Raw genomic sequence first — 20,481 nt, forward strand, 5'->3', positions numbered from 1 at the left:
CGTTCACTCGAACAGCGGCGTCAGCTCCATCTGCGGCACCAGCACGAGGCCTTTGTCGGTGATACGAATTTCCGGAATGACCGATAGCGGAATCAGATTGAAGCCCATGTAGGGGATGGTGCAGCCGGCCTCGGCCCATTCCCTCTTCAAAGCCCTGACTTCTTCCGCCACCTCCGTGACGCGCTTGTCGGACAAGAGCCCCGCGATCGGCAGCGGCACCAGCGCCCTCACCTTGCCGTCGGCGACGACGCAGACGCCGCCCTGCTGCGTCTTGATCGCGGCGATCGCGATCTGCATGTCGTCCTCGTTGGTGCCGGCGACGATGATGTTGTGGCTGTCGTGGCCGACGCTCGAGGCCACCGCGCCGCGCTTCAGGCCGAAATCCTTGAGCAAGCCGTAGGCGACATTGCCAGCCGACTTGCCGTGGCGTTCGACCACCGTGACAAAGCATAGGCCATAACGCTGAAACAGCGAGGGCCAGTCCTTGGACGGTTCGATCGCGATCTTCTCATGGATCAGTGTGATGCCAGGCAGCGCGGTCTTGATGGCGTTGATAGTGCAGGCCTTCCCCGGCAGCTCCGGCGTCAGCTTCAGCTTCTCAGGCAGCTTGACAGTGGCATAAGCCGCTTTTGGATATTGGTACCGCTGCGACAGCGCTTGATCCAACCGAGGCGTGATTTTGCGGTTCTCCACCACCAGCTCGCCTCCATACCAGGTCGATTGCGGCTTGAGATTGTCGTCCATCAGCACGAGATCGGCGCGGCGACCGCCGCCGAGCCCACCGATATCGCCTTCCATATTGAACCGCGTGGCGCCATGTAGCGACCCCATCGACCAGGCCTGCTCCACCGACATTCCCGCCTTCACGGCTTCGCGCACCACCCAGTCGAGGCCGAAGAGAAGCAAATCATCAGCATCGCGATCGTCGGTGCAGACCGCCGTGCGCTTGTGCGAGGCCCCTAACTCGGTGATCGCCCGGATCGCCTGCGGCAGCGAATGCCAGGGCGTGGTCGGCGGACCGCCCCGCAAAAAGACCCAGACGCCCGCGTCGAGCAGATCGTCGGCGATGTCGCGGTCGATCGCTTCGTGCGTATCGGTGACGCCGCTCGCCGCATAGGCGGCGACGAATTCGCGGCCATAGACATGGCCTGACACCGGCCGCCCGCGCTTCAACGCCGCGGCGAGGATCGCGTGGCTGCGCTCGTCGCCCATGGTGACAGGCACGAAATCCATCTTCTCGCCGAGTGCAACGGCTTCGGGCCAGCGGTCGAACAGGCCTGCGATCTTGTCGGGCGTAAGGTCGCCGCCGGCGGTTTCCAGTTCCGCCGATGTGGCCGGCACGGTGCTCGGCACCGTCAAAAAGATCGACAGCGGCGCCTCCCGTGCGTCCTCCAGCATCGCTTCGACGCCGGCGACGTCCATGACGTTGCCGATCTCGTGGCTGTCGCAGAAGATCGTGGTGGTGCCGTTGAGCAGCGCGGCCTCGGCATAGGCGCACGCCGTCACCATCGAAGATTCGATGTGGATGTGCGGATCGACCAAGCCCGGCGCGATGATGCCGCCGGCGGCGTCATAAAGCGGAACGTCGCGCCACACCTTCTTCGCCGAACCTGCGGGCTTGATCGCGGCGATGCGGCCGCCGGTGATCCAGACCTCCCGTCCCGGATGGATGCGCTCGGAGTACGTCGAGAGCACGCGCGCGCCTGAAATGGCGAGATCGGGCGCGACACGCGCTGAGGCAACGTCGGCAAGGCGCCGCGTCATCTCATGCAGCGGCGCGACGGCGAAGCGGGTGAGTTTTCGCATTGGGGCTCTCGCTTGACGGGAGTTATCAGGCAATGGTTGCCGCCGTGAGCCAACAGGGCAACTCAAATAAAACGGCACTCATGCTTACGCATTGGGCAGCCGCGGAAGCATCGAACTCAGGCTTGGGGTGACGGCACGACACCGCCCAGCGCGGCCGTGAGTTCCGCGGCGACCTCACGCACGGTGCGGCCGATCTCCGGCAATCGCGTGTCGGTGACGCGGCTGGTCAAGCCGGAGACGGAAATCGCGGCCAGCGGCTCGCCGAGGCCGTTATAGACCACGGCGGCGACGCAGCGCAGGCCGATCTCGGCCTCCTCGTCGTCGATCGCATATCCCTGCCTACGGATGGCCGCGAGCTCCTTAAAGAGATCGCTGGGCCGCACGATGGATTTCTCCGTCAGCCGCGGCATGCCGTGATGACGAATGACGGCGCCGACATCCTCGTCGGAATAGGTCGCGAGCACGGCCTTGCCGACGCCCGACGTCACCATCGGGACTCGGCCCCCGACCTTGGTCAGCGAGCGCATGATCTCGCGACTCTCCATGCGGGTTAGCACGATGATGAATTCGTCGTCGACGACGGCGAGGTTGGCGGTCTCGCGAGTGAGATCGCGCAGCTTGCGGAGATACGGAATTGCTTGAGCGGTGAAATTGCGCCGCCGCGCAAAGCTCGCGCCGACGGTAAAGCTGCGCACACCGACATGCCATTTGGATTCGCCGCGGTCGAACTGCACGAAGCGGCGGCTTTCCAGCGTCGCCAGCAGACGGTGCACTGTTGAGGCTGAGAGACCGGTGCGGACGGCGAGATCGCTGAGGCGATAGCCCTCGTCGTCCTCGGCCAGCGTCTCGAGGATCGACAGCGCGCGGTCCACGGACTGCACGCCGCCGTCACGATCGGCCTCCGATGCCGACCGTGTTTCGAGCGATTTGCGCCGGATCACGTTCTTGCCCATCGCGACCTGACTCTTCTCCCTCGCCCCGCTTGCGGGGAGAGGGGAAGCCTCCGCAAGGATGGTGAAAGCAACACTCGTGGAGAGTCCCCCTCACCCGAATTCGAACTGCGATCGAATTCGGCCTCTCCCCGCAAGCGGGGAGAGGCGAACACAGTCTCAGAGCAGACCCGCGCCGCGGGCCCACTTGTACTTGGCACCGAGCACCTCGACCGGCAGCTCGGTCGAATAGGCATAGGCCGGGATGCCGTGCTGGTAGAGATATTCCGCGGCTTCCTCGACCTCGACGTCGCCGGCGAGCGAGGCGACCATCGGCTTCACGAAGCCCTTGGCCTCCATCTCCTTCTTCACCTCGACCATGTTGCGGGCGAACACCATCGGCGGCGTGACGATGGTGTGCCAATAGCCGAGGATCAGCGAATGGATGCGCTCATCCGACAGGCCGAGCTTCACGGTGTTGACGTAGGTGATCGGCGGCTCGCCGCCGGTGATATCCACAGGATTTCCGGCCGCGCCGAACGGCGGGATGAACTTTCGGAACGCCGCATCGAGGTCCGGCGGCATCGACATCAGCGACAGGCCGTTGTCGACGCAGGAGTCCGACAACAGCACCCCCGAGCCGCCCGCACCGGTGATGATCAGTACGTTCTCGCCCTTCGGCGTCGGCAGTACCGGCACGCCACGGGCAAACTCGAGCAACTGGCGCAAGCTGCGGGCACGGATCACGCCGGACTGTTTGAACACATCCTCATAGATGCGGTCGTTGCCGGCGAGCGCGCCGGTGTGCGACGAGGCCGCCTTGGCGCCGGCCGAGGTGCGGCCAGCCTTGAGCACGATGACCGGCTTCTTCTTGGAGACGCGCTTGGCGGCTTCCGCAAAGGCGCGGCCGTCCTTGAGGTCTTCGCAATGCTGCGCGATCAGGTTGGTATTCGGATCCTGCTCGAAGAAGGCGAGCAGATCGTCCTCGTCGATATCAGACTTGTTGCCGAGGCCGACAATGGCAGAGACGCCCATCTTTGCCGATCGCGAGAAGCCGATGATGGCCATGCCGATGCCCCCCGACTGCGACGACAGCGCTGCGTGGCCCTTGACATCATAAGCCGTGCAGAAGGTCGCACAGAGGTTCGCCGGCGTATAGTAGAAGCCGTAGATGTTCGGCCCCATCAGGCGAATGTCGTACTTCTTGCCGACCTCGACGATCTCGGCCTGGAGCTCCGGCGCGCCAGCTTCCGCGAAGCCAGACGGAATCAGCACCGCGCCCGGGATTTTCTTCTCGCCGCATTCGGTCAGCGCGCCCGCAACGAACTTCGCGGGGATCGCGAACACCGCAACGTCGATCACACCCGGCACGTCCTTGACGCTCTTGTAGGCCTTGTAGCCGAGGATCTCGGCGGCCTTGGGGTGGATCGGGATGATCTCGCCTTTGTAGCCGCCGTTGATGAGGTTCTTCATCACGGAGTTGCCGATCTTGCCGTCCTCCGCGGAGGCGCCGATTACGGCGACCGCCTTCGGCTGCATGATGCGGTTCATGGCAGCTACGATCTCTTCGGTCGGACGCGGCTTCGGCTTCGGCTTGTAGGCGAAGTCGACGACGATACGCACGTCGGCGGCAGTTGCGTCCTTCGGCGTCGCGAACACCGGGTTGAGGTCGAGCTCGACGATTTCGGGGAAATCGGTGACGAGCTGCGAGACCTTGACGATGACGTCGGCGAGCGCCGTGCGGTTGACCGGCTCGCTGCCGCGGACACCCTTCAAAATTTCGTGCGCCTGGATGCCGTCGAGCATCGAGAGCGCATCCTCCTTGGTCGCAGGCGCGAGGCGGAAGGTGATGTCCTTGAGCACCTCGACCAGCACGCCGCCGAGACCGAAGGCGACCAGCTTGCCGAACGAACCATCGGTGATCGAGCCGACGATGACTTCGGTGCCGCCGGCCAGCATCTGCTGCACCTGGATGCCCTCGATCTTGGCATCCGCCTTGTACTTCCTGGCGTTACCGAGAATGGTCTCGTAGGCCTTCTCGGCATCCTCAGCCGTCTTGACGCCGACGATGACGCCGCCGGCCTCAGTCTTGTGGAGAATGTCCGGCGAGACGATCTTCATCACGACAGGGAAGCCCATCGCGGAGGCCATCTTGCCGGCTTCGCCCGCCGACTTCGCCACACCCTCTTTCGGCACCGGAATGCCGTAGGCATCGCAGACCACCTTGCCTTCGGGGGCAGTCAAGCTGGTGCGGTTGTCGGCCTTGACCTGGTCAAGGACCTTGCGGACGACGTCTTTCGGATTGGACATAGGCTTCTCCCTTGACCTTCAGTTCTTGCTTTGCAAAGCGCGCGGAATGCGGCTGCCGTGACACTTGCCATCGCCGCGCTCTGTTCCACCCGGCGGAACGGAGCGGCGAAAGGCCTTGATTACTCCGCTAGCTTGGATCAAAAATGGCTAGCGATGGCATTTGGTATGCCAGAAGCCAACTTGTCAAGTCGGAGCACCACTTGGAACGCCGCAAAAAATAGCCAGCTTGACATTCTGGCATGTGGTATGCCAAAAACTTTCCGGTCAATATTCCTGTAAAAGACGACTCCCCACTGGAGGAGAATCGTCGTGTCACTGCGGAAACCAACCAAGGCGTTGCCGAACATGGCCGAGGCAGACATCGCAATCGTTCGTATTGCCCCGGAGAGCAGCTTCAAGAACAAGGCTTATGATGCCTTGAAGGAAGCCATCCTCAAGATGGACATCTATTCGACGCCCGAGCCGGTGATGCTGGACGAGCGTGCATTGTCAGAACGCCTGGGTGTCAGCCGCACGCCGATCCGCGAAGCCATCGCGATGCTCGAGCAGGACGGTTTCGTGAAGACCGTGCCGCGCCGCGGCATCATGGTGGTGCGCCGGACCAAGAGCGAAATCGTCGACATGATCCGCGCCTGGGCGGCGCTGGAGAGCATGGCGGCCCGGCTCATCACCACCACCGCGCGCAAGAAGGACATCTCGGCGCTGCGCGACTTCTTCAAGGATTTTGGCAAGGACCGCCTGCCCGAGGATCACGTCGAGGAATATTCGAAGGCCAACATCGCCTTCCACCAGGCGCTGATCTCGTTGTCGGAATCCCCCGTGCTGGTCGACCTCACCAACGACCTCTTGCTGCACGTGCGCGGCTATCGGCAGCTGACGATCGGACGCAAGGACCGCACCGCGACTTCCCTGCCCGAGCATCTCGCCATGATCGAGGCGCTCGAGGCGCGTGACACCGAGCTCGCCGAGAAGCGCGCTCGCGACCACACCCTTGGCCTTGCCGCTTACGTCGAAGCGCATGGCCAGGAGCTCTTTAGCTAGCAACCTTCACCAGAAGGGCGAACAATTCGCCCCACTACTTGAGACCAGGGAGACAAGGCCCATGCTGAACACCGCGACCAAGTCCGAGGCACCGGGCACCGAGCAGGAACTGACGGATGGTTTTCATCTCGTCATCGACGCGCTCAAGCTGAACGGCATCAATACGATCTATAATGTGCCGGGCATCCCGATCACGGATTTGGGCCGCATGGCGCAGGCCGCCGGTATTCGCGTGATCTCCTTCCGCCACGAGCAGAACGCCGGTTACGCCGCGGGCATCGCAGGCTATCTCACCAAGAAGCCCGGCGTGTGCCTCACGGTGTCCGCGCCCGGCTTTCTCAACGGTCTGACCGCGCTGGCGCACGCCACCACCAATTGCTACCCGATGATCCTGGTCTCGGGCTCCTCCGAGCGCGAGATCGTCGACCTGCAGCAGGGCGACTATGAGGAAATGGACCAACTCGCGATCGCAAAGCCGCTGTGCAAGGCGGCCTATCGCGTGCTGCACGCCCAGGACATCGGCATCGGCTTCGCCCGCGCCATCCGCGCCGCGGTGTCCGGCCGTCCGGGCGGCGTCTATCTCGACCTGCCGGCGAAGCTGTTCGGTCAGGTGATGAACGCCGAGTCCGGCCAGAAGTCGCTGGTCAAGGTGATCGACGCGGCGCCCGCGCAGATCCCCTCGCCCGCTTCGGTGAAACGCGCACTCGATGTGCTGAAGAGCGCAAAGCGCCCGCTCATCATCCTCGGCAAGGGCGCGGCCTACGCGCAGGCCGATGAGGAGATCAAGAGCTTCGTCGAGAAGAGCGGCGTTCCGTTCCTGCCGATGAGCATGGCCAAGGGCCTGCTCCCCGACACCCACCCGCAATGCGCCGGTGCGGCCCGCTCGACCGTGCTGAAAGAGTCCGACGTCGTCATGCTGATCGGCGCGCGTCTGAACTGGCTGCTCTCGCACGGCAAGGGCAAGAGCTGGGGCGATCAGCCGAAGAAGTTCATCCAGGTCGACATCGAGCCGAAGGAAATGGACTCCAACGTCGAGATCGTCGCCCCCGTCGTCGGCGACATCGGCTCCGTGGTCTCGGCCTTCAACCAGGCGATGGGAACGGGCTGGACCGCCCCGCCCGCGGAATGGACCAAGGCGATCTCGTCCAAGCGCGAAGAGAACGTCGCCAAGATGGCGCCGAAGCTCATGAACAACAAATCGCCGATGGATTATCACGGCGCGCTCGGCGTCTTGAAGAACGTCATCAAGGAGCACCCCGAGGCGATCCTCGTCAACGAGGGCGCCAACACGCTCGATCTCGCCCGCGGCGTCATCGACATGTACCGCCCCCGCAAGCGTCTCGACGTCGGCACCTGGGGCGTGATGGGTATCGGCATGGGCCAGGCGATCGCAGCCGCGCTCGAGACCGGTCACCCCGTGCTGGCGGTGGAAGGCGACTCGGCATTCGGCTTCTCCGGCATGGAGGTCGAGACGATCTGCCGCTACAATCTGCCGATCTGCGTCGTCATCTTCAACAATGACGGCATCTATCGCGGCACCGACGTCAACGGCGCAAACGCCGATCCCGCCACCACGGTGTTCGTCAAGGGCGCACGCTACGACAAGATGATGGAAGCCTTCGGCGGCGTCGGCGTGAATGCCACCTCGCCGGACGAGCTGAAGCGCGCGGTCAACGACGCCATGAAGTCGGGCAAGCCGACGCTCATCAACGCCGTGATCGATCCGGCTGCCGGCTCGGAGAGCGGCCGCATCGGCAACCTCAATCCGCAGAGCGTTCTGCAGAAGAAGAAGTAAGTCCACCCCTCAACCCTTTACTCCCTGTGGTTCGCAGGGGCAGACAGAGTACGGAGCAAGACCATGACTAAAGCGCTCGAGGGCGTTCGCATTCTCGACTTCACCCACGTCCAGTCAGGACCGACCTGCACGCAGCTGCTGGCCTGGTTCGGCGCCGACGTGATCAAGGTGGAACGCCCGGGCGTGGGTGACATCACCCGCGGCCAGCTGCAGGACATCCCGAACGTGGACAGCCTGTATTTCACCATGCTCAACCACAACAAGCGTTCGATCACGCTCGACACCAAGAACCCGAAGGGCAAGGAAGTCCTGACCGAGCTGATCAAGAAGTGCGACGTGCTGGTCGAGAATTTCGGCCCCGGCGTGCTCGACCGCATGGGCTTCCCCTGGGAGAAGATCCAGGCGATCAACCCGAAGATGATCGTCGCGTCGATCAAGGGCTTCGGCCCCGGACCGTACGAGGACTGCAAGGTCTATGAGAACGTCGCGCAGTGCACCGGCGGCGCCGCCTCCACCACCGGCTTCCGCGACGGCCTGCCGCTCGTCACCGGCGCGCAGATCGGCGATTCCGGCACCGGCCTGCACCTCGCGCTCGGCATCGTCACCGCGCTCTACCAGCGCACGCATTCGGGCAAGGGCCAGCGCGTCACCGCCGCGATGCAGGACGGCGTGCTCAACCTCTGCCGCGTCAAGCTGCGCGACCAGCAGCGCCTCGCCCACGGGCCGCTCAAGGAGTACAGCCAGTTCGGCGAAGGCGTGCCGTTCGGCGATGCCGTGCCGCGCGCCGGCAACGACTCGGGCGGCGGCCAGCCCGGTCGCATCCTGAAGTGCAAGGGCTGGGAGACCGATCCCAACGCCTACATCTACTTCATCACCCAGGCCCCGGTCTGGGAGAAGATCTGCGACGTGATCGGCGAGCCGACCTGGAAGACCGATCCGAACTACGCCAAGCCGGCGGCCCGCCTGCCGCGCCTCAACGAGATTTTTGCGCGCATCGAACAGTGGACGATGACCAAGACCAAGTTCGAGGCGATGGAGATCCTCAACAAGGACGACATCCCCTGCGGTCCGATCCTGTCGATGAAGGAGATCGCGGAAGACCAGTCACTGCGCGCGACCGGCACCGTGGTCGAAGTCGACCACCCCACCCGCGGCAAGTACGTCTCGGTCGGTAACCCGATCAAGCTCTCGGACTCGCCGGCCGAGGTCACCCGCTCGCCGCTGCTCGGCGAGCACACCGACGAGATCCTGCGCTCGGTGCTCGGCTTCAGCGATCACCAGGTCGCCGACATCCACAAGTCGGGCGCGCTCGACCCGCCGCAGAAGCAGGCGGCCGAGTAGGCCGAGCCACTTCGATCAAGACAAAGGGCCGCCCTCGGGGCGGCCCTTTTGCATGAGCGAGGCTATGCGGCTGCGGGCTCAAACCAAAAACTGAAAAACAACCCCATGCACAGTAGCCAACGCCTTGGCCGCCAAGCCAATTTCGTATTTTTCGAATTTTTGTTGACGCGTCGGGCAAAACAGGGGTAGGATGTCACGATCCGACAGAGCGAGCACCTGCACCCAACCATCCCGGATCGCGCAGCTCATCGCTCTCCGAGTTGCGCACGGAAACATGTCACGCTTCGTCGAACTCGCGGTGAAATCCCGGTGTCCGGAAGGTCTCACCCCGGATTCACCTGACGATTGCTGGCACGGCAATTTCGAATCAAGCCGGTACGGAGCGCGACGTTGCAGCACGCACGGGCGACTTGCCGGTTGACGATTGGCTGGCCGACCTGACGCGCATTGAAGACGCTGTCGCCAGAGCGAAGCCTACAAGCTGCGCGAACACATCGGCCTGGTACGCGACGCCGTCATTGCGCGGAACAAGACGTCTGCCGCTATGGAAGCAAAGAGCCGGCTCGGGTCGTGAGAATTGCTTATTGGAATACTGGCGGGCGGTCGGTGTCCGCTGGCTGCCCATGGCAGACAAACAGTGGTGCAGATGATCCCGCCGCCAGCGCCTGCCCCACTGCATAGAGCGAGCATTCCCTCCAGGCGGTCACGCATTGGCGCAATCGAAGACCTCTCAGTCAATGCCCCAAACCAATCCGGGTCGCGCGAAGAATATCATCCGACAGCTTGGGATCGTTCACGGCCCGGGCAAGCACGAGTGCCCCGACCAGCGAGGACAAAGTCGCGAGCGCCTGGTCTTCTCGCCGCTTCTGCTTCGAACCTTTTCCCACGCGGCTGCTCAACCACGCCACCACGCCTTTGACCCCGGCCGTGAAATGCTCGCGCGCGCCGTTGCTCTGGTATCGTATCTCGCAACACAAGGCCGCAAACGGACAGCCGCGTCCGGGATCATCACGGTGCTCTGCCGACAGGTATTGGGAAACATAGTCGCCCAGAGTAGTCCCCTCGCGCAGCTCCTGCACTTTGGACGCAATCGCGTCCGCCACGGCTTCCTCGACGAGCCGCTCCTTGGAGCCGAACTGGCTGTATAGGCTGCCGTGAGTCATGCCGGCGGCTTCGGTCAGGGCGTCCACGCCCACACCGGAAATGCCGCGTTCCCGCATCAGGCGGGATGCGGATTTGAGAATTCGGTCGCGGTTTTCGGCCGCTTTTTCCTTCGAAATGCGCATGCTGGAGAACCTTTGAGGAATCTTGGCCCGCGAAAACAGCAGGGCCTTGACATTTATAATTACGATCGTCATCTAATTCAATCATTGCGATCGTAATCTAAACGAAGGACCAGAACGAACCGATGCCGGCCCGTGTGCGATTCGATCGCCCTCCGCCGCCGACATCTTCAGGAGAAGCAGATGGCTCAGTCCCATGGGAAGATCGCACTCGTGACCGGCGCCTCGTCAGGCATCGGCGAAGCAACCGCCGAGCGGCTCGCGAAAGCCGGCTACAAGGTCTACGGCACCAGCCGTCGTGGGGCCGAGACCAGCAGACGATCGTTCGAGATGCTGTCGCTCGACGTGACCAGCGGGGAGTCCGTGGATGCTGCCGTCCGCGAGGTGATCGGGCGCTCAGGTCAAATCGATCTGCTCGTGAACAACGCGGGGTTCGGTGTCGCGCCGGCGGGCGCGGAGGAGAGCTCGCTCGACCAGGCAAGGTCGATCTTCGAAACCAATTTTTTCGGACTGGTGCGAATGACCCGCGCCGTCGTGCCCCACATGCGGCGCCAGAGACGCGGCCGCATCATCAACATCGGTTCCGTGCTGGGCTTCCTGCCGATGCCGTATGGCGCGCTCTACGCCGCGACCAAGCACGCCGTGGAGGGCTACTCGGAATCGCTCGACCACGAGCTTCGCATGTGGGGAATCCGCGTTTCGGTCATCGAGCCCGCCTACACAAAGACGCCGTTCGATGCGAATTTTGTCGAACCCGATGCCAAGCTCGATGAATATGGCGCCATTCGTGCCGAGGTCAGTAAGCGGGTGAACGAAGTGATGGCAACTGCCGAACCGCCGGGCGTCGTTGCCGACACCGTGCTGGAAGCGGCCAATGCGGCACGCCCGAAGGTCCGGTACACGGCCGGCCGCCTCGCAGGCCGCTTGCGCTTGCTTCGGCGCTTCGCACCAGCGGGCCTCGTGGATGCCGGAATTCGCAAGGACCTGCGGCTTGACGACGGTCGTGTCGCAGGCGCAGGCCGCGCACGCGCGTTCTGACGAAGGCGCCCGTGACAAGCGCGGACTGCCGTCGCCACACAATCAGGCGCCGAACAAACTCACGCGCAGGGGCACGTGAAGAGCGGGCTGGGATCAAGTCGCACTGGCCGAAATGCCTCGGCCGTCACTCGAGCCGAACGACATTCTGGTTGGGGTTCACGCCGCCGGCCTCAATCCCATGGACACCATGGTTCCGAAAGGGACAATAAACCCGCGGCGCCGCGTTGAGCGGCGTCGGCGCGGGAAGCGCCGCAGGTGGCGGCAGTTCCACCACCATTGACGTCGGCAGTTGCAATTGGCCCGGGAATTTCTCGGCCGCTCGGTGCTTACGGACCTCCGCCAGCGAGCTGCTCGCCAAAATACTTCACCACCGCCGCGTTGAACTCGCGGTGAAATCCCGCCCTGTCGAAGCCTGCCGGCGTGTCGGTGCAGATGCGCGGGACGGCCGCGGCAAGTTCGGCCGAGCACGGTGCGAGGAAGGCGAAGTGGCCGGCCGCTACAACATGGATGTCCGGCTTTCCGGGCAAGCCGTCCGCGACGCGCGCGGTGCCGGAGCCATCGCCGACCCCGGGGCCGCCGAACTGCGAGCGCCAGAACTGGAAAGGCACTTTGACCAAAGCGAGGTTCTCCCGCGTCAGGGTGCCCGGTGCGGGATCGACGATCACAGCCGCGCGGATACGCGCATCCTGGATCGGCTCCGGCGGGGTCGCGCCGCTGTGCAGTTCGGCGCAACTGCCGGTCGTCTCCTTGCAGAGGCCGGCAACCCTCGCGAAATCCGGCCTGGTCCCCATCAGCACGAAGCCGGTCGCCCCGCCGAGCGAGAACCCGAAGAAGCCGACCTTGGCAGGATCGATCACCGCCCTGTCCTTCCAGTCCTTCAGCATAAAATCGAGCAGTCGGACGATGTCCGCCGGACGCGATGCCCAGACCGAAAGCGTGTCGCGCCGCGAGGAATCGTTGGTGGTGTCACCGGGGTGATTGATGGCGGCGACGATGAAGCCGGCGTCGGCCAGCGCCTCCTCGGTGTCATGGTTCGCGCCGAACCACCCGCCCCTGCCATGCGAGAAGATCACGAGCGGCAGCCTTGCGCCCGTGACCGGACAATCCTTCACGCCCTTCAGGTCGAAATCGGCGCCGACCGCAAGATTGCCAAGCGCCACATGCGTCGGCTCCGCCGCGCACGGATACCAGATCGCGCCCGACAGCGCCGGATCGGCATCGAGAAGCTGAATGCCTGACGCCTTTGCAAATGAGCCAAGAGCAAATGAACCAAGACAGCAGAGTGCGACGGCGAAAGCCCGAATTGTCCTGCGCAAGGCAAGCCCCCCGATTTCGCGCCGGAGTTGAGCCGGCAACGGCAGCGGAATTGTGGCTTTGGAACTGGCTTTGCCGCGGGTGCAAGTTCGTTCGATCGTCGGGCCCTGAGGAGAGCGTTGCGGCAATCGACAGCTGCGCCCAGAACCAGATTCAGCAAAAAATGGGAATGCCGTGTCGGATCGACCCCACCTCCTTCGTCCTCGTGACGTGAATGGGCGAGATGCCGAATTCACGCCCAACAATGCAAGAGGAAGAACAATCATGCCCGGCACCGTACGCCTGCACCGCGTTCTCACGACCAGCCCGGACAAAGTCTATCGTGCCTTCGTCGAGGCGGACGCCTTGGCAAAATGGCTTCCGCCCAACGGTTTCACCTGCACCGTGCACCATCTGGAAGCCAAGGTCGGCGGCACCTTCAAGATGTCGTTCCGGAATTTCACGACGGGCAATGGCCATTCGTTCGGCGGCGAATATCTCGAGCTCGTTCCGGGTCAGCGCCTGCGCTACACGGACAAGTTCGACGATCCGAACCTGCCGGGCCTGATCGAGGTGACCGTGATCCTGAAGAAGGTCTCGGTCGGCACCGAAGTCGATATTACCCAGGCCGGACTTCCCGACGTCATTCCCGTGGAGGCCTGCTATCTCGGCTGGCAGGAATCGCTGCGCAATCTGGCAAAACTCGTCGAGCCGGAGATCAATCAATAGCGACGACGTTCGTCTCGCAGGGTGGGCAAAGGCGCACTTGCGCCGTGCCAGCCAACCTCTCGCGACGACGACGGACGCGTGGGCACGCTTCCGCCTTCGCTCTTCGAGCTACGGCGGACAAGCCGCTTTGCCCACCCTGCGGCACTGTTGGATCCGGTACGTAGCTCTCCCCACGTCATTGCGAGCGCAGCGAAGCAATCCAGAACTTTCCGGAGAAACAGCATGGATTGCTTCGCTGCGCTCGCAATTACGGAGAACGATCGTCACGGGCCCTTCTTCAGCCCGCCGTCCGCGGTCCAGCGGTCCGGCTCGGGACTGTGGCCGATCAGCGCGAGGCCGTAGGCGATCGACTCGAACTGGTCGCCCGACATCAGCCGCTCGTTGCCGAAGCGGTCGGCGAACAGTTTTCGCACCGCCGGCACGAACGAGGTGCCGCCGGTCAGGAACACCTTCTCCACCTCGCGCGCGGTGACGCCGGCTTCATTCAGCACTTTGTCGACGGTTGCTCCCAACCGCGCCACGTCATCGGTGATCCAGCGATCGAAGTTCTTCCTCGTGATGGCCGCGCCAATATCGACGCCGCCACCCTTGAAATGGAAGTCCACCTCGTCCCGCGACGACAGCGCGACCTTGGCGTCCGACACCGCGCGATAGAGCGAGAAGCCGAGGTCGAGGTCGACGATGGTGATGAAATCCTCGAGCAGTTCAGGCTTCAGCGCGGTGCGCGCGAGCTCACGCAGCTCGCGGAGATCGCCGTTGCTCTTCATCAGCGCGAGCTGATGCCAGCGCGCGAGGTTGGTGTAGTGGCTGTTGGGGATCGGGAGCACCTTGTCGAACGAACGGAAGCTCGAGCCCTTGCCGAGCCGCGGCGAGACGACGTGGTCGACGATGCGATAGTCGAACGTGTCGCCGGCAATCCCGATACCGGCGTGGCCGAGCGGCTCGGCGCGCAAATGCCCGCCGGCGCGCGAGAAACGCATCACCGAGAAGTCGCTGGTGCCGCCGCCGAAATCCGCAACGAGCACGGTGGCATCGCGTTCCAGCCTTCGGGCGAACGAGAACGCCGCGCCCACGGGCTCGTAGACGTAGCGGGCATGGCCGGCACCCAAGCGTTCGAACGCGGCGCGGTAGCGCTGCATGGCGAGGTCATCGTCGGGATTGCCGCCGGCAAAGCGCACCGGGCGACCGACGGTGATGTTCGCGGCCTCGAAGCCGAATTTCTCGCCGCCATGGCGCGCCAGCGTGCGCAGGAACGCGGCGAGGATGTCCTCGAACTTGAAGCGCTGCCGGAACACCTGGGTGGTGTTGAAGCTGGAGCTCGCCGCGAAGGTCTTGAACGACTGGAGGAAGCGGTAGACGTGGCGGCCTTCGAGGAACTGCTCGATCGCCCACGGGCCGCCCTCGGCCTGGGCTCCGGCGCCCGGCCGGTCCTCCCAGAAGCACAGCGCCGAGACATAGGTGCTGTGGCGCTGTCCACCGTGCTCGAACCTGACAGCCTCGACCCGGCGGTCGTCCGCCGCGAGCGCGACGACGGTATTGCTGGTCCCAAAATCGATGCCGATCGAGACGGCGGGCGAGGCGCTCGACATGAACCACTCAGATGGATTGATGGAAAGGGGGCGAACCACTATCCGTTTTGCAGTGCGGTGCCAAGAGCCCGGCTCCAGGGCGGATCCGTAGGTCCGGACCCCCAATTCAGCCTAAAACGGCAGTTTTTGAGCTCTACTGCGCTGCTTAGAGAACCGTTATGCTGCAATGCGGCAGATCGAATGCTGCTATGCAATGGCATGCATGGACATTGGCATCTGGTATACATAAAACAGCCTTCGAAATGAGACAGCAATACTGACTGTCCCACGAAAGGGAATTCCGATGTCCAAGACCGCTTCCGTCGCGCTCGCGCCCTCTGCCTCGCTGTTCGCCCGCTTCATGGCCGCCGTCGACCGCTTCCTGATGGCGAGCGCCGAGATCTCCAATCACAACGGCGATCTGCCGCGCTTCGGCCTGTAAGCTCAACGCCTGAAGCTGGCGCGTCCAATTGTCGCGCCGGTTGTAAAACCAGCGAACTCCTACTTTGGAAGAATGGCCCCGCGCGTCGGGGCCATTTCTATTTGAGATCAGGCACATTCGCGCAGCTTCGAACGAGGTTGCGTCATAAGCGCACAATGGGCCGGCGCGCGCTTGAAGCTTGGCATAATGAATACAAGAATGCCGCCAACGCGCGCTCAAAAAAACAGAAGCGCTATTGGAGGAAGCATGACGGACATGGTGCAAACATCTACGGCTCCTACGGCCGCACGCGTCAGCGACACGTATCGCTGGGCGCAATTGGCGATCGGCGTCGCGGCCATGGTGATGATCGCCAATTATCAATATGGCTGGACGTTCTTCGTCCCCGACATCCAGAAGACATTCGGTTGGGATCGCGCCTCGATCCAGTGGGCTTTTACTCTGTTCGTTTTGTTCGAGACCTGGCTGGTGCCGGTCGAAGGTTGGTTTGTCGATAAATACGGTCCGCGACTCGTCGTGCTCGTCGGCGGCGTGCTCTGCGCGATCGGCTGGGCGATCAACGCGCAGGCCACCACGCTCAACGGTTATTATCTCGGCATGATCATCGCGGGCATCGGCGCCGGCGGCGTCTACGGCACCTGCGTCGGCAATGCGCTGAAATGGTTTCCCGACAAGCGCGGTCTCGCCGCCGGCATCACCGCCGCCGGCTTCGGTGCGGGCTCGGCACTGACCGTCGCGCCGATCCAGGCCATGATCAAGGACAGCGGTTTCCAGACCACCTTCCTCTATTTCGGCCTCGGGCAAGGCATCGTCATCTGCGTTCTCGCCTTCTTCCTGCTGGCGCCGAAGGCAGGCCAGGTGCCGAACGTGGTGGCGAATGCGGCGCTGCTGCAGAGCCGGCGCAACTACCAGCCGACGGAAGTCTTGCGCCAGCCGATCTTCTGGCTGATGTACTTCATGTTCGTGATCGTCGGTGCCGGCGGCTTGATGGTGACGGCGAATCTGAAGCCGATCGCAGTCGACTGGAAAGTCGACGCCGTACCGGTCACGCTCATCGGCATGACCATGACCGCGGTGACGTTTGCTGCGACCATCGACCGCGTGCTCAACGGCCTGACGCGTCCGTTCTTCGGCTGGATCTCCGACATGATCGGCCGCGAGAACACGATGTTCATCGCCTTCGGCATGGAAGGCGTCGGCATCTGGATGCTCTATCTCTGGGGCCACGATCCGATCTGGTTCGTGATCCTGTCGGGCTTCGTGTTCTTCGCCTGGGGCGAGATCTACTCGCTATTCCCCTCGACCTGCACCGACACCTTCGGTGCGAAGTTCGCGACCACCAATGCCGGCCTGCTCTACACCGCCAAGGGCACCGCCGCGCTGCTGGTGCCGCTCGCCAACTACGTGCAGCAGACGTCAGGCCATTGGGACAACGTGTTCATCATGGCGGCCGGCGCCAACATCCTGGCCTCGCTGCTGGCGCTCATGGTGCTCAAGCCCTGGCGCAAGACGGTGGTGGCGCAATCGGCCATCTGACACGCCTCACCAGCACCACCTCGCTCACGACGCCCGGCCTCGCGCCGGGCGTTTTCGTTTTGCCGAAAACACCGCATCGGAAACCGGGAAGGAACCGATCATTTTGCTGCGTCGCGTCAGAAGATAGGACTTGCATTCTGGAATATGGTATACCAAGCTGCCCGGCACGCTTGCGACGATAAGCCACAATATTTGCGACACTCCGTCATATTGGCCGAGCCTGCCGCGACCAGACAAGCGCTTGGGAGGTTGTTGATGATTTCCAGCACGGATGGCGCCGTCACGGCCGCGCCTCTTCGCACAAGTTTCCGTTGGCTCCAGCTCGTGATGGGCATCGTCTGCATGGCGATGATCGCCAACCTGCAATACGGCTGGACGCTGTTCGTCGATCCGATCGATCACGCCCATCATTGGGGTCGCGCCGCGATCCAGCTCGCTTTCACCATCTTCGTCGTCACCGAAACGTGGCTGGTGCCGGTCGAGGCGTGGTTCGTCGACAAATACGGCCCGCGCATCGTCATCATGTTCGGCGCCGTGATGATCACGCTGTCCTGGGTGCTGAATTCCTACGCTGACTCGCTTCCCCTGCTCTACACGGCGGCCGTGCTGGGCGGCATGGGCGCGGGCGCGGTGTACGGCACCTGCGTCGGCAATGCGCTGAAATGGTTTCCCGATCGCCGCGGCCTCGCCGCCGGCGCGACGGCCGCGGGCTTCGGCGCGGGCGCAGCCCTCACCGTGGTGCCGATCGCGAAGATGATCGCGGCATCAGGCTATCAGAGCGCGTTCTTTTCGTTCGGCATCGGCCAGGGCCTGATCGTGCTCCTGCTCGCCTTCTTCATCCAGCCGCCGCGGATTTCCATCCCGCCGAAGAAGAAGCGGCTCAATCTGCCGCAGACCCACATCGACTTCACCCCGCCGCAAGTGCTGCGCGCCCCGATCTTCTGGGTGATGTACCTGGTGTTCGTCATGGTCGCCTCCGGCGGCCTGATGACCGCGGCGCAGATCGCCCCGATCGCGCACGACTTCAAGATCGCCGACACGCCGGTCTCTCTCGCCGGCTTCCAGATGGCGGCGCTGACGTTTGCGATCTCGCTCGACCGCATCTTCGACGGCTTCGGACGTCCGTTCTTCGGCTTCGTGTCCGACACGATCGGCCGTGAGAACACCATGTTCATCGCCTTCGGCACCGCGGCGCTCATGCTGTTGACGCTGTCGACCTATGGCCACGTCCCGCTCGTGTTCGTGCTGGCAACCGCGGTTTACTTCGGCGTGTTCGGCGAAATCTACTCGCTGTTCCCCGCGACCTGCGGCGACACCTTCGGCTCGAAGTTCGCGACCACCAACAACGGCATGCTCTACACCGCGAAGGGCACCGCCTCGCTGCTGGTCCCGCTCGCCAGCGTGATCTCGGCAGCCTATGGCTGGAAGGCCGTGTTCGTGGTGGCCGTGGCCCTGAACGCGACGGCCGCGCTGATGGCGCTGTTCGTGATCAAGCCGATGCGCCGCTCCTTCATCCTCGGCAACGAGGCCGAGAGCGCCAGCACCGCACCTGCACCTGCCGAGACCCGCGCCAAGACCGGGACAGCCTGAGCCGCCACAGACCGACAGAACGAACGAAAGGGGCGAGGGGCGCAGCGATGCGCCCCTTTTTCTTTGTCTGCTTCCCTTGCGCGCTTTCCGTGCTTCGCGATGACAAACGTCAGCACTACTGCCGCAAGATTTTTCGGATCAGCCAAATCCAGCGCTTGACGATTGGCATTATGTATACCACACTTGCCTCAACGTTCACCCAGGGAGGTTGCAATGCTGGTCGGAGACATTCTGCGCAAGAAGACGCCGCGCGTTGTCACGGTGCGTATGAACGAAACGGTAGGGATCGCCGCCAAGCTGATGCGGGCCAACAACATCAGCGCGCTGGTGGTCAAGGACGTGGTCCGCTCCGAAGGCAACACGGCCGTCGGCATGTTCACCGAGCGCGACGTGGTGCGCGCGGTCGCCGAGCACGGCGCGGGCGCCGTCAACGTCAAGGTCTCGCAGCTCGTCTCGGTGCAGCAGCTCGTCTCCTGCACCTCCGCCGATACGATCGAGCACGTCCGGCATCTGATGAACCGCAATCACATCCGGCACCTGCCCGTGATCGACGACTACAGCCTCGTCTCCGTCATCAGCATGCGCGACATCGCAGCTGCCGTCGACGAGGCGGCCAACTCGACGCCGCAAGCGGCCTGATCACCTAAAGCGGCAGCTCCTCTTCCCCCCGCGACGACCGGCCCCGGCTCGGACTTGATCCGAGCCGGACCGGATCATTCGTCCCAAATTCCGCTACCCCCCGCGAGGATTTCATGAAGATCTGCATCTACGGCGCCGGCGCGATCGGCGGATATCTCGGTGTGCAGCTGGCGCGCGCAGGCGCTGACGTCAGCCTGGTCGCGCGTGGCGCCCACCTCGCCGCGATGCGCGAGCGCGGCCTGACGCTGCTCGCAGGCGAGGAGACGCACACCGTCCATCCCCGCTGCACCGACGATGCGACCGAGCTCGGCGTGCAGGACTACGTCGTCGTCACGCTGAAGGCGCATTCGATCACCGGCGTGATCGAGAAGATGCAGCCGCTGCTCGGGCCTCATACCCGCATCGTCACCGCCGTCAACGGCATCCCCTATTGGTACTTCTACAAGCACGGCGGCGCGTACGAGAATTCGACGCTGGAGAGCATCGATCCCGGCGGAAGGCAATGGCGCGAGTTAGGCGCCGAACGCGCCATCGGCTGCATCGTCTATCCCGCCACCGCGATCGAGGCGCCCGGCGTGATCCGCCACGTCTACGGCAACAATTTCCCGCTCGGCGAGCCCTCCGGCGAGATCACCGCCGACGTGCAGCGTCTCGCCGACCTGTTCGTCGCGGCCGGGCTGAAGGCGCCCGTGCTCGACCGCATCCGCGACGAAATCTGGCTCAAGCTGTGGGGCAATGTCTGCTTCAACCCGATCAGCGCCCTCACCCATGCCACGCTCGACGTGATCTGCACCGATCCGTCGACGCGGGCGCTGTCGCGCGCGATCATGATGGAGACGCAGGCGATCGCCGAAAGCTTCGGCGTCAAATTCCGCGTCGACGTCGAGCGCCGCATCGAGGGCGCCCGCAAGGTCGGCGCGCACAAGACCTCGATGTTGCAGGATCTCGAGCGCGGCCGCCCGATGGAGATCGACCCGCTCGTCACCGTGGTGCAGGAGATGGGTCGCCTGACCAAGATCCCGACGCCGGCGCTCGACTCGGTGCTGGCGATGGTGACCCAGCGCGCCCGCGTCGCCGGCCTCTATGACGGCGTCTCCACGCCATCGGATCCTCGCGCGCTGGCGGTGGCGTGATGGCGAGC

17 protein-coding genes are annotated in these 20,481 nt (G+C 63.8%); 10 read left to right on the plus strand and 7 right to left on the minus strand.

Features of this window, described 5'->3' with window-relative positions; genetic code table 11:
* Positions 1 to 3: 3 nt before the first annotated feature.
* The 3 genes from X265_RS25085 to X265_RS25095 form a co-directional block, all read right to left on the minus strand.
* On the minus strand, positions 4 to 1,806 hold the full coding sequence (locus tag X265_RS25085) for an adenine deaminase C-terminal domain-containing protein (RefSeq protein ID WP_128967241.1): 1,803 nt from the start codon (positions 1,804 to 1,806) through the stop codon (positions 4 to 6).
* A 116-nt stretch (positions 1,807 to 1,922) separates the two neighbouring features.
* Positions 1,923 to 2,759: an IclR family transcriptional regulator gene (locus X265_RS25090; RefSeq protein ID WP_128967242.1), complete on the minus strand. Its 837-nt coding sequence runs from the start codon at positions 2,757 to 2,759 to the stop codon at positions 1,923 to 1,925.
* 156 nt (positions 2,760 to 2,915) lie between these two features.
* On the minus strand, positions 2,916 to 5,045 hold the full coding sequence (locus X265_RS25095) for an acetate--CoA ligase family protein (protein ID WP_128967243.1): 2,130 nt from the start codon (positions 5,043 to 5,045) through the stop codon (positions 2,916 to 2,918).
* Between the two features lie 345 nt (positions 5,046 to 5,390).
* Here X265_RS25095 and X265_RS25100 point away from each other — a divergent pair, with 345 nt between their 5' ends.
* The 3 genes from X265_RS25100 (at position 5,391) to frc (ending at position 9,222) form a co-directional block, all read left to right on the plus strand.
* Positions 5,391 to 6,086 (plus strand): GntR family transcriptional regulator, encoded by a 696-nt coding sequence (locus X265_RS25100; protein WP_164939044.1) that lies wholly within the window; start codon positions 5,391 to 5,393, stop codon positions 6,084 to 6,086.
* A gap of 61 nt (positions 6,087 to 6,147) precedes the next feature.
* Positions 6,148 to 7,881 carry an oxalyl-CoA decarboxylase gene (gene oxc, locus X265_RS25105; protein WP_128967245.1) on the plus strand — a complete coding sequence of 578 codons (1,734 nt, stop codon included), beginning with the start codon at positions 6,148 to 6,150 and terminating at the stop codon, positions 7,879 to 7,881.
* A gap of 63 nt (positions 7,882 to 7,944) precedes the next feature.
* Positions 7,945 to 9,222: a formyl-CoA transferase gene (gene frc / locus X265_RS25110; RefSeq protein WP_128967246.1), complete on the plus strand. Its 1,278-nt coding sequence runs from the start codon at positions 7,945 to 7,947 to the stop codon at positions 9,220 to 9,222.
* A gap of 78 nt (positions 9,223 to 9,300) precedes the next feature.
* On the opposite strand, the gene X265_RS40720 is transcribed toward frc, so the two are convergent.
* Together X265_RS40720 and X265_RS25115 are read right to left on the minus strand one after the other, a co-directional pair.
* Positions 9,301 to 9,471, minus strand: coding sequence for a hypothetical protein (locus tag X265_RS40720; RefSeq protein ID WP_164938781.1), 171 nt, complete (start codon positions 9,469 to 9,471; stop codon positions 9,301 to 9,303).
* Positions 9,472 to 9,956: 485 nt separating this feature from the next.
* Entirely contained in the window at positions 9,957 to 10,580 is a 624-nt protein-coding gene (locus tag X265_RS25115) for a TetR/AcrR family transcriptional regulator (RefSeq protein WP_244659287.1), read from the minus strand.
* A gap of 108 nt (positions 10,581 to 10,688) precedes the next feature.
* Between X265_RS25115 and X265_RS25120 the strand changes: the two genes are divergently transcribed.
* Complete coding sequence (locus X265_RS25120) at positions 10,689 to 11,543, plus strand: oxidoreductase (RefSeq protein ID WP_128967247.1); 855 nt, start codon at positions 10,689 to 10,691, stop codon at positions 11,541 to 11,543.
* A gap of 326 nt (positions 11,544 to 11,869) precedes the next feature.
* Here X265_RS25120 and X265_RS25125 read toward each other — a convergent pair whose 3' ends face one another.
* Positions 11,870 to 12,859: an alpha/beta hydrolase family protein gene (locus tag X265_RS25125; protein ID WP_244659286.1), complete on the minus strand. Its 990-nt coding sequence runs from the start codon at positions 12,857 to 12,859 to the stop codon at positions 11,870 to 11,872.
* A gap of 262 nt (positions 12,860 to 13,121) precedes the next feature.
* Between X265_RS25125 and X265_RS25130 the strand changes: the two genes are divergently transcribed.
* Positions 13,122 to 13,565 carry an SRPBCC family protein gene (locus tag X265_RS25130; protein WP_128967248.1) on the plus strand — a complete coding sequence of 148 codons (444 nt, stop codon included), beginning with the start codon at positions 13,122 to 13,124 and terminating at the stop codon, positions 13,563 to 13,565.
* Positions 13,566 to 13,828: 263 nt separating this feature from the next.
* Here X265_RS25130 and X265_RS25135 read toward each other — a convergent pair whose 3' ends face one another.
* Positions 13,829 to 15,154 (minus strand): Hsp70 family protein, encoded by a 1,326-nt coding sequence (locus tag X265_RS25135; protein ID WP_128967249.1) that lies wholly within the window; start codon positions 15,152 to 15,154, stop codon positions 13,829 to 13,831.
* A gap of 283 nt (positions 15,155 to 15,437) precedes the next feature.
* On the opposite strand from X265_RS25135, the gene X265_RS40725 reads away from it, so the two are divergent.
* The 5 genes from X265_RS40725 (at position 15,438) to X265_RS25160 (ending at position 20,473) form a co-directional block, all read left to right on the plus strand.
* Positions 15,438 to 15,575 carry a hypothetical protein gene (locus X265_RS40725; protein WP_164938782.1) on the plus strand — a complete coding sequence of 46 codons (138 nt, stop codon included), beginning with the start codon at positions 15,438 to 15,440 and terminating at the stop codon, positions 15,573 to 15,575.
* Between the two features lie 246 nt (positions 15,576 to 15,821).
* A complete protein-coding gene (gene oxlT, locus X265_RS25145; RefSeq protein WP_128967250.1) occupies positions 15,822 to 17,111 on the plus strand; it encodes an oxalate/formate MFS antiporter in 1,290 nt (429 codons plus the stop codon).
* Between the two features lie 255 nt (positions 17,112 to 17,366).
* Positions 17,367 to 18,701 (plus strand): oxalate/formate MFS antiporter, encoded by a 1,335-nt coding sequence (gene oxlT / locus X265_RS25150; protein WP_128967251.1) that lies wholly within the window; start codon positions 17,367 to 17,369, stop codon positions 18,699 to 18,701.
* 213 nt (positions 18,702 to 18,914) lie between these two features.
* Positions 18,915 to 19,340, plus strand: a complete 426-nt coding sequence (locus tag X265_RS25155; protein WP_128967252.1) for a CBS domain-containing protein — start codon at positions 18,915 to 18,917, stop codon at positions 19,338 to 19,340.
* A 113-nt stretch (positions 19,341 to 19,453) separates the two neighbouring features.
* Positions 19,454 to 20,473, plus strand: coding sequence for a 2-dehydropantoate 2-reductase (locus tag X265_RS25160; protein ID WP_128967253.1), 1,020 nt, complete (start codon positions 19,454 to 19,456; stop codon positions 20,471 to 20,473).
* Positions 20,474 to 20,481 lie beyond the last annotated feature (8 nt).

Origin of the sequence: Bradyrhizobium guangdongense (assembly GCF_004114975.1) — a bacterium.
GTDB classification, from domain to species: Bacteria; Pseudomonadota; Alphaproteobacteria; order Rhizobiales; family Xanthobacteraceae; genus Bradyrhizobium; species Bradyrhizobium guangdongense.

What these genes read in the sequence shown, in the direction of transcription:
- X265_RS25085 (WP_128967241.1), bottom strand. Translation starts at nt 1,806, where the DNA reads ATGCGAAAACTCACCCGCTTCGCCGTCGCGCCGCTGCATGAGATGACG.
- X265_RS25090 (WP_128967242.1), bottom strand. Translation starts at nt 2,759, where the DNA reads ATGGGCAAGAACGTGATCCGGCGCAAATCGCTCGAAACACGGTCGGCA.
- X265_RS25095 (WP_128967243.1), bottom strand. Translation starts at nt 5,045, where the DNA reads ATGTCCAATCCGAAAGACGTCGTCCGCAAGGTCCTTGACCAGGTCAAG.
- X265_RS25100 (WP_164939044.1), top strand. Translation starts at nt 5,391, where the DNA reads ATGGCCGAGGCAGACATCGCAATCGTTCGTATTGCCCCGGAGAGCAGC.
- oxc (WP_128967245.1), top strand. Translation starts at nt 6,148, where the DNA reads ATGCTGAACACCGCGACCAAGTCCGAGGCACCGGGCACCGAGCAGGAA.
- frc (WP_128967246.1), top strand. Translation starts at nt 7,945, where the DNA reads ATGACTAAAGCGCTCGAGGGCGTTCGCATTCTCGACTTCACCCACGTC.
- X265_RS40720 (WP_164938781.1), bottom strand. Translation starts at nt 9,471, where the DNA reads ATGAGCTGCGCGATCCGGGATGGTTGGGTGCAGGTGCTCGCTCTGTCG.
- X265_RS25115 (WP_244659287.1), bottom strand. Translation starts at nt 10,580, where the DNA reads ATGACGATCGTAATTATAAATGTCAAGGCCCTGCTGTTTTCGCGGGCC.
- X265_RS25120 (WP_128967247.1), top strand. Translation starts at nt 10,689, where the DNA reads ATGGCTCAGTCCCATGGGAAGATCGCACTCGTGACCGGCGCCTCGTCA.
- X265_RS25130 (WP_128967248.1), top strand. Translation starts at nt 13,122, where the DNA reads ATGCCCGGCACCGTACGCCTGCACCGCGTTCTCACGACCAGCCCGGAC.
- X265_RS25135 (WP_128967249.1), bottom strand. Translation starts at nt 15,154, where the DNA reads ATGTCGAGCGCCTCGCCCGCCGTCTCGATCGGCATCGATTTTGGGACC.
- X265_RS40725 (WP_164938782.1), top strand. Translation starts at nt 15,438, where the DNA reads ATGTCCAAGACCGCTTCCGTCGCGCTCGCGCCCTCTGCCTCGCTGTTC.
- oxlT (WP_128967250.1), top strand. Translation starts at nt 15,822, where the DNA reads ATGACGGACATGGTGCAAACATCTACGGCTCCTACGGCCGCACGCGTC.
- oxlT (WP_128967251.1), top strand. Translation starts at nt 17,367, where the DNA reads ATGATTTCCAGCACGGATGGCGCCGTCACGGCCGCGCCTCTTCGCACA.
- X265_RS25155 (WP_128967252.1), top strand. Translation starts at nt 18,915, where the DNA reads ATGCTGGTCGGAGACATTCTGCGCAAGAAGACGCCGCGCGTTGTCACG.
- X265_RS25160 (WP_128967253.1), top strand. Translation starts at nt 19,454, where the DNA reads ATGAAGATCTGCATCTACGGCGCCGGCGCGATCGGCGGATATCTCGGT.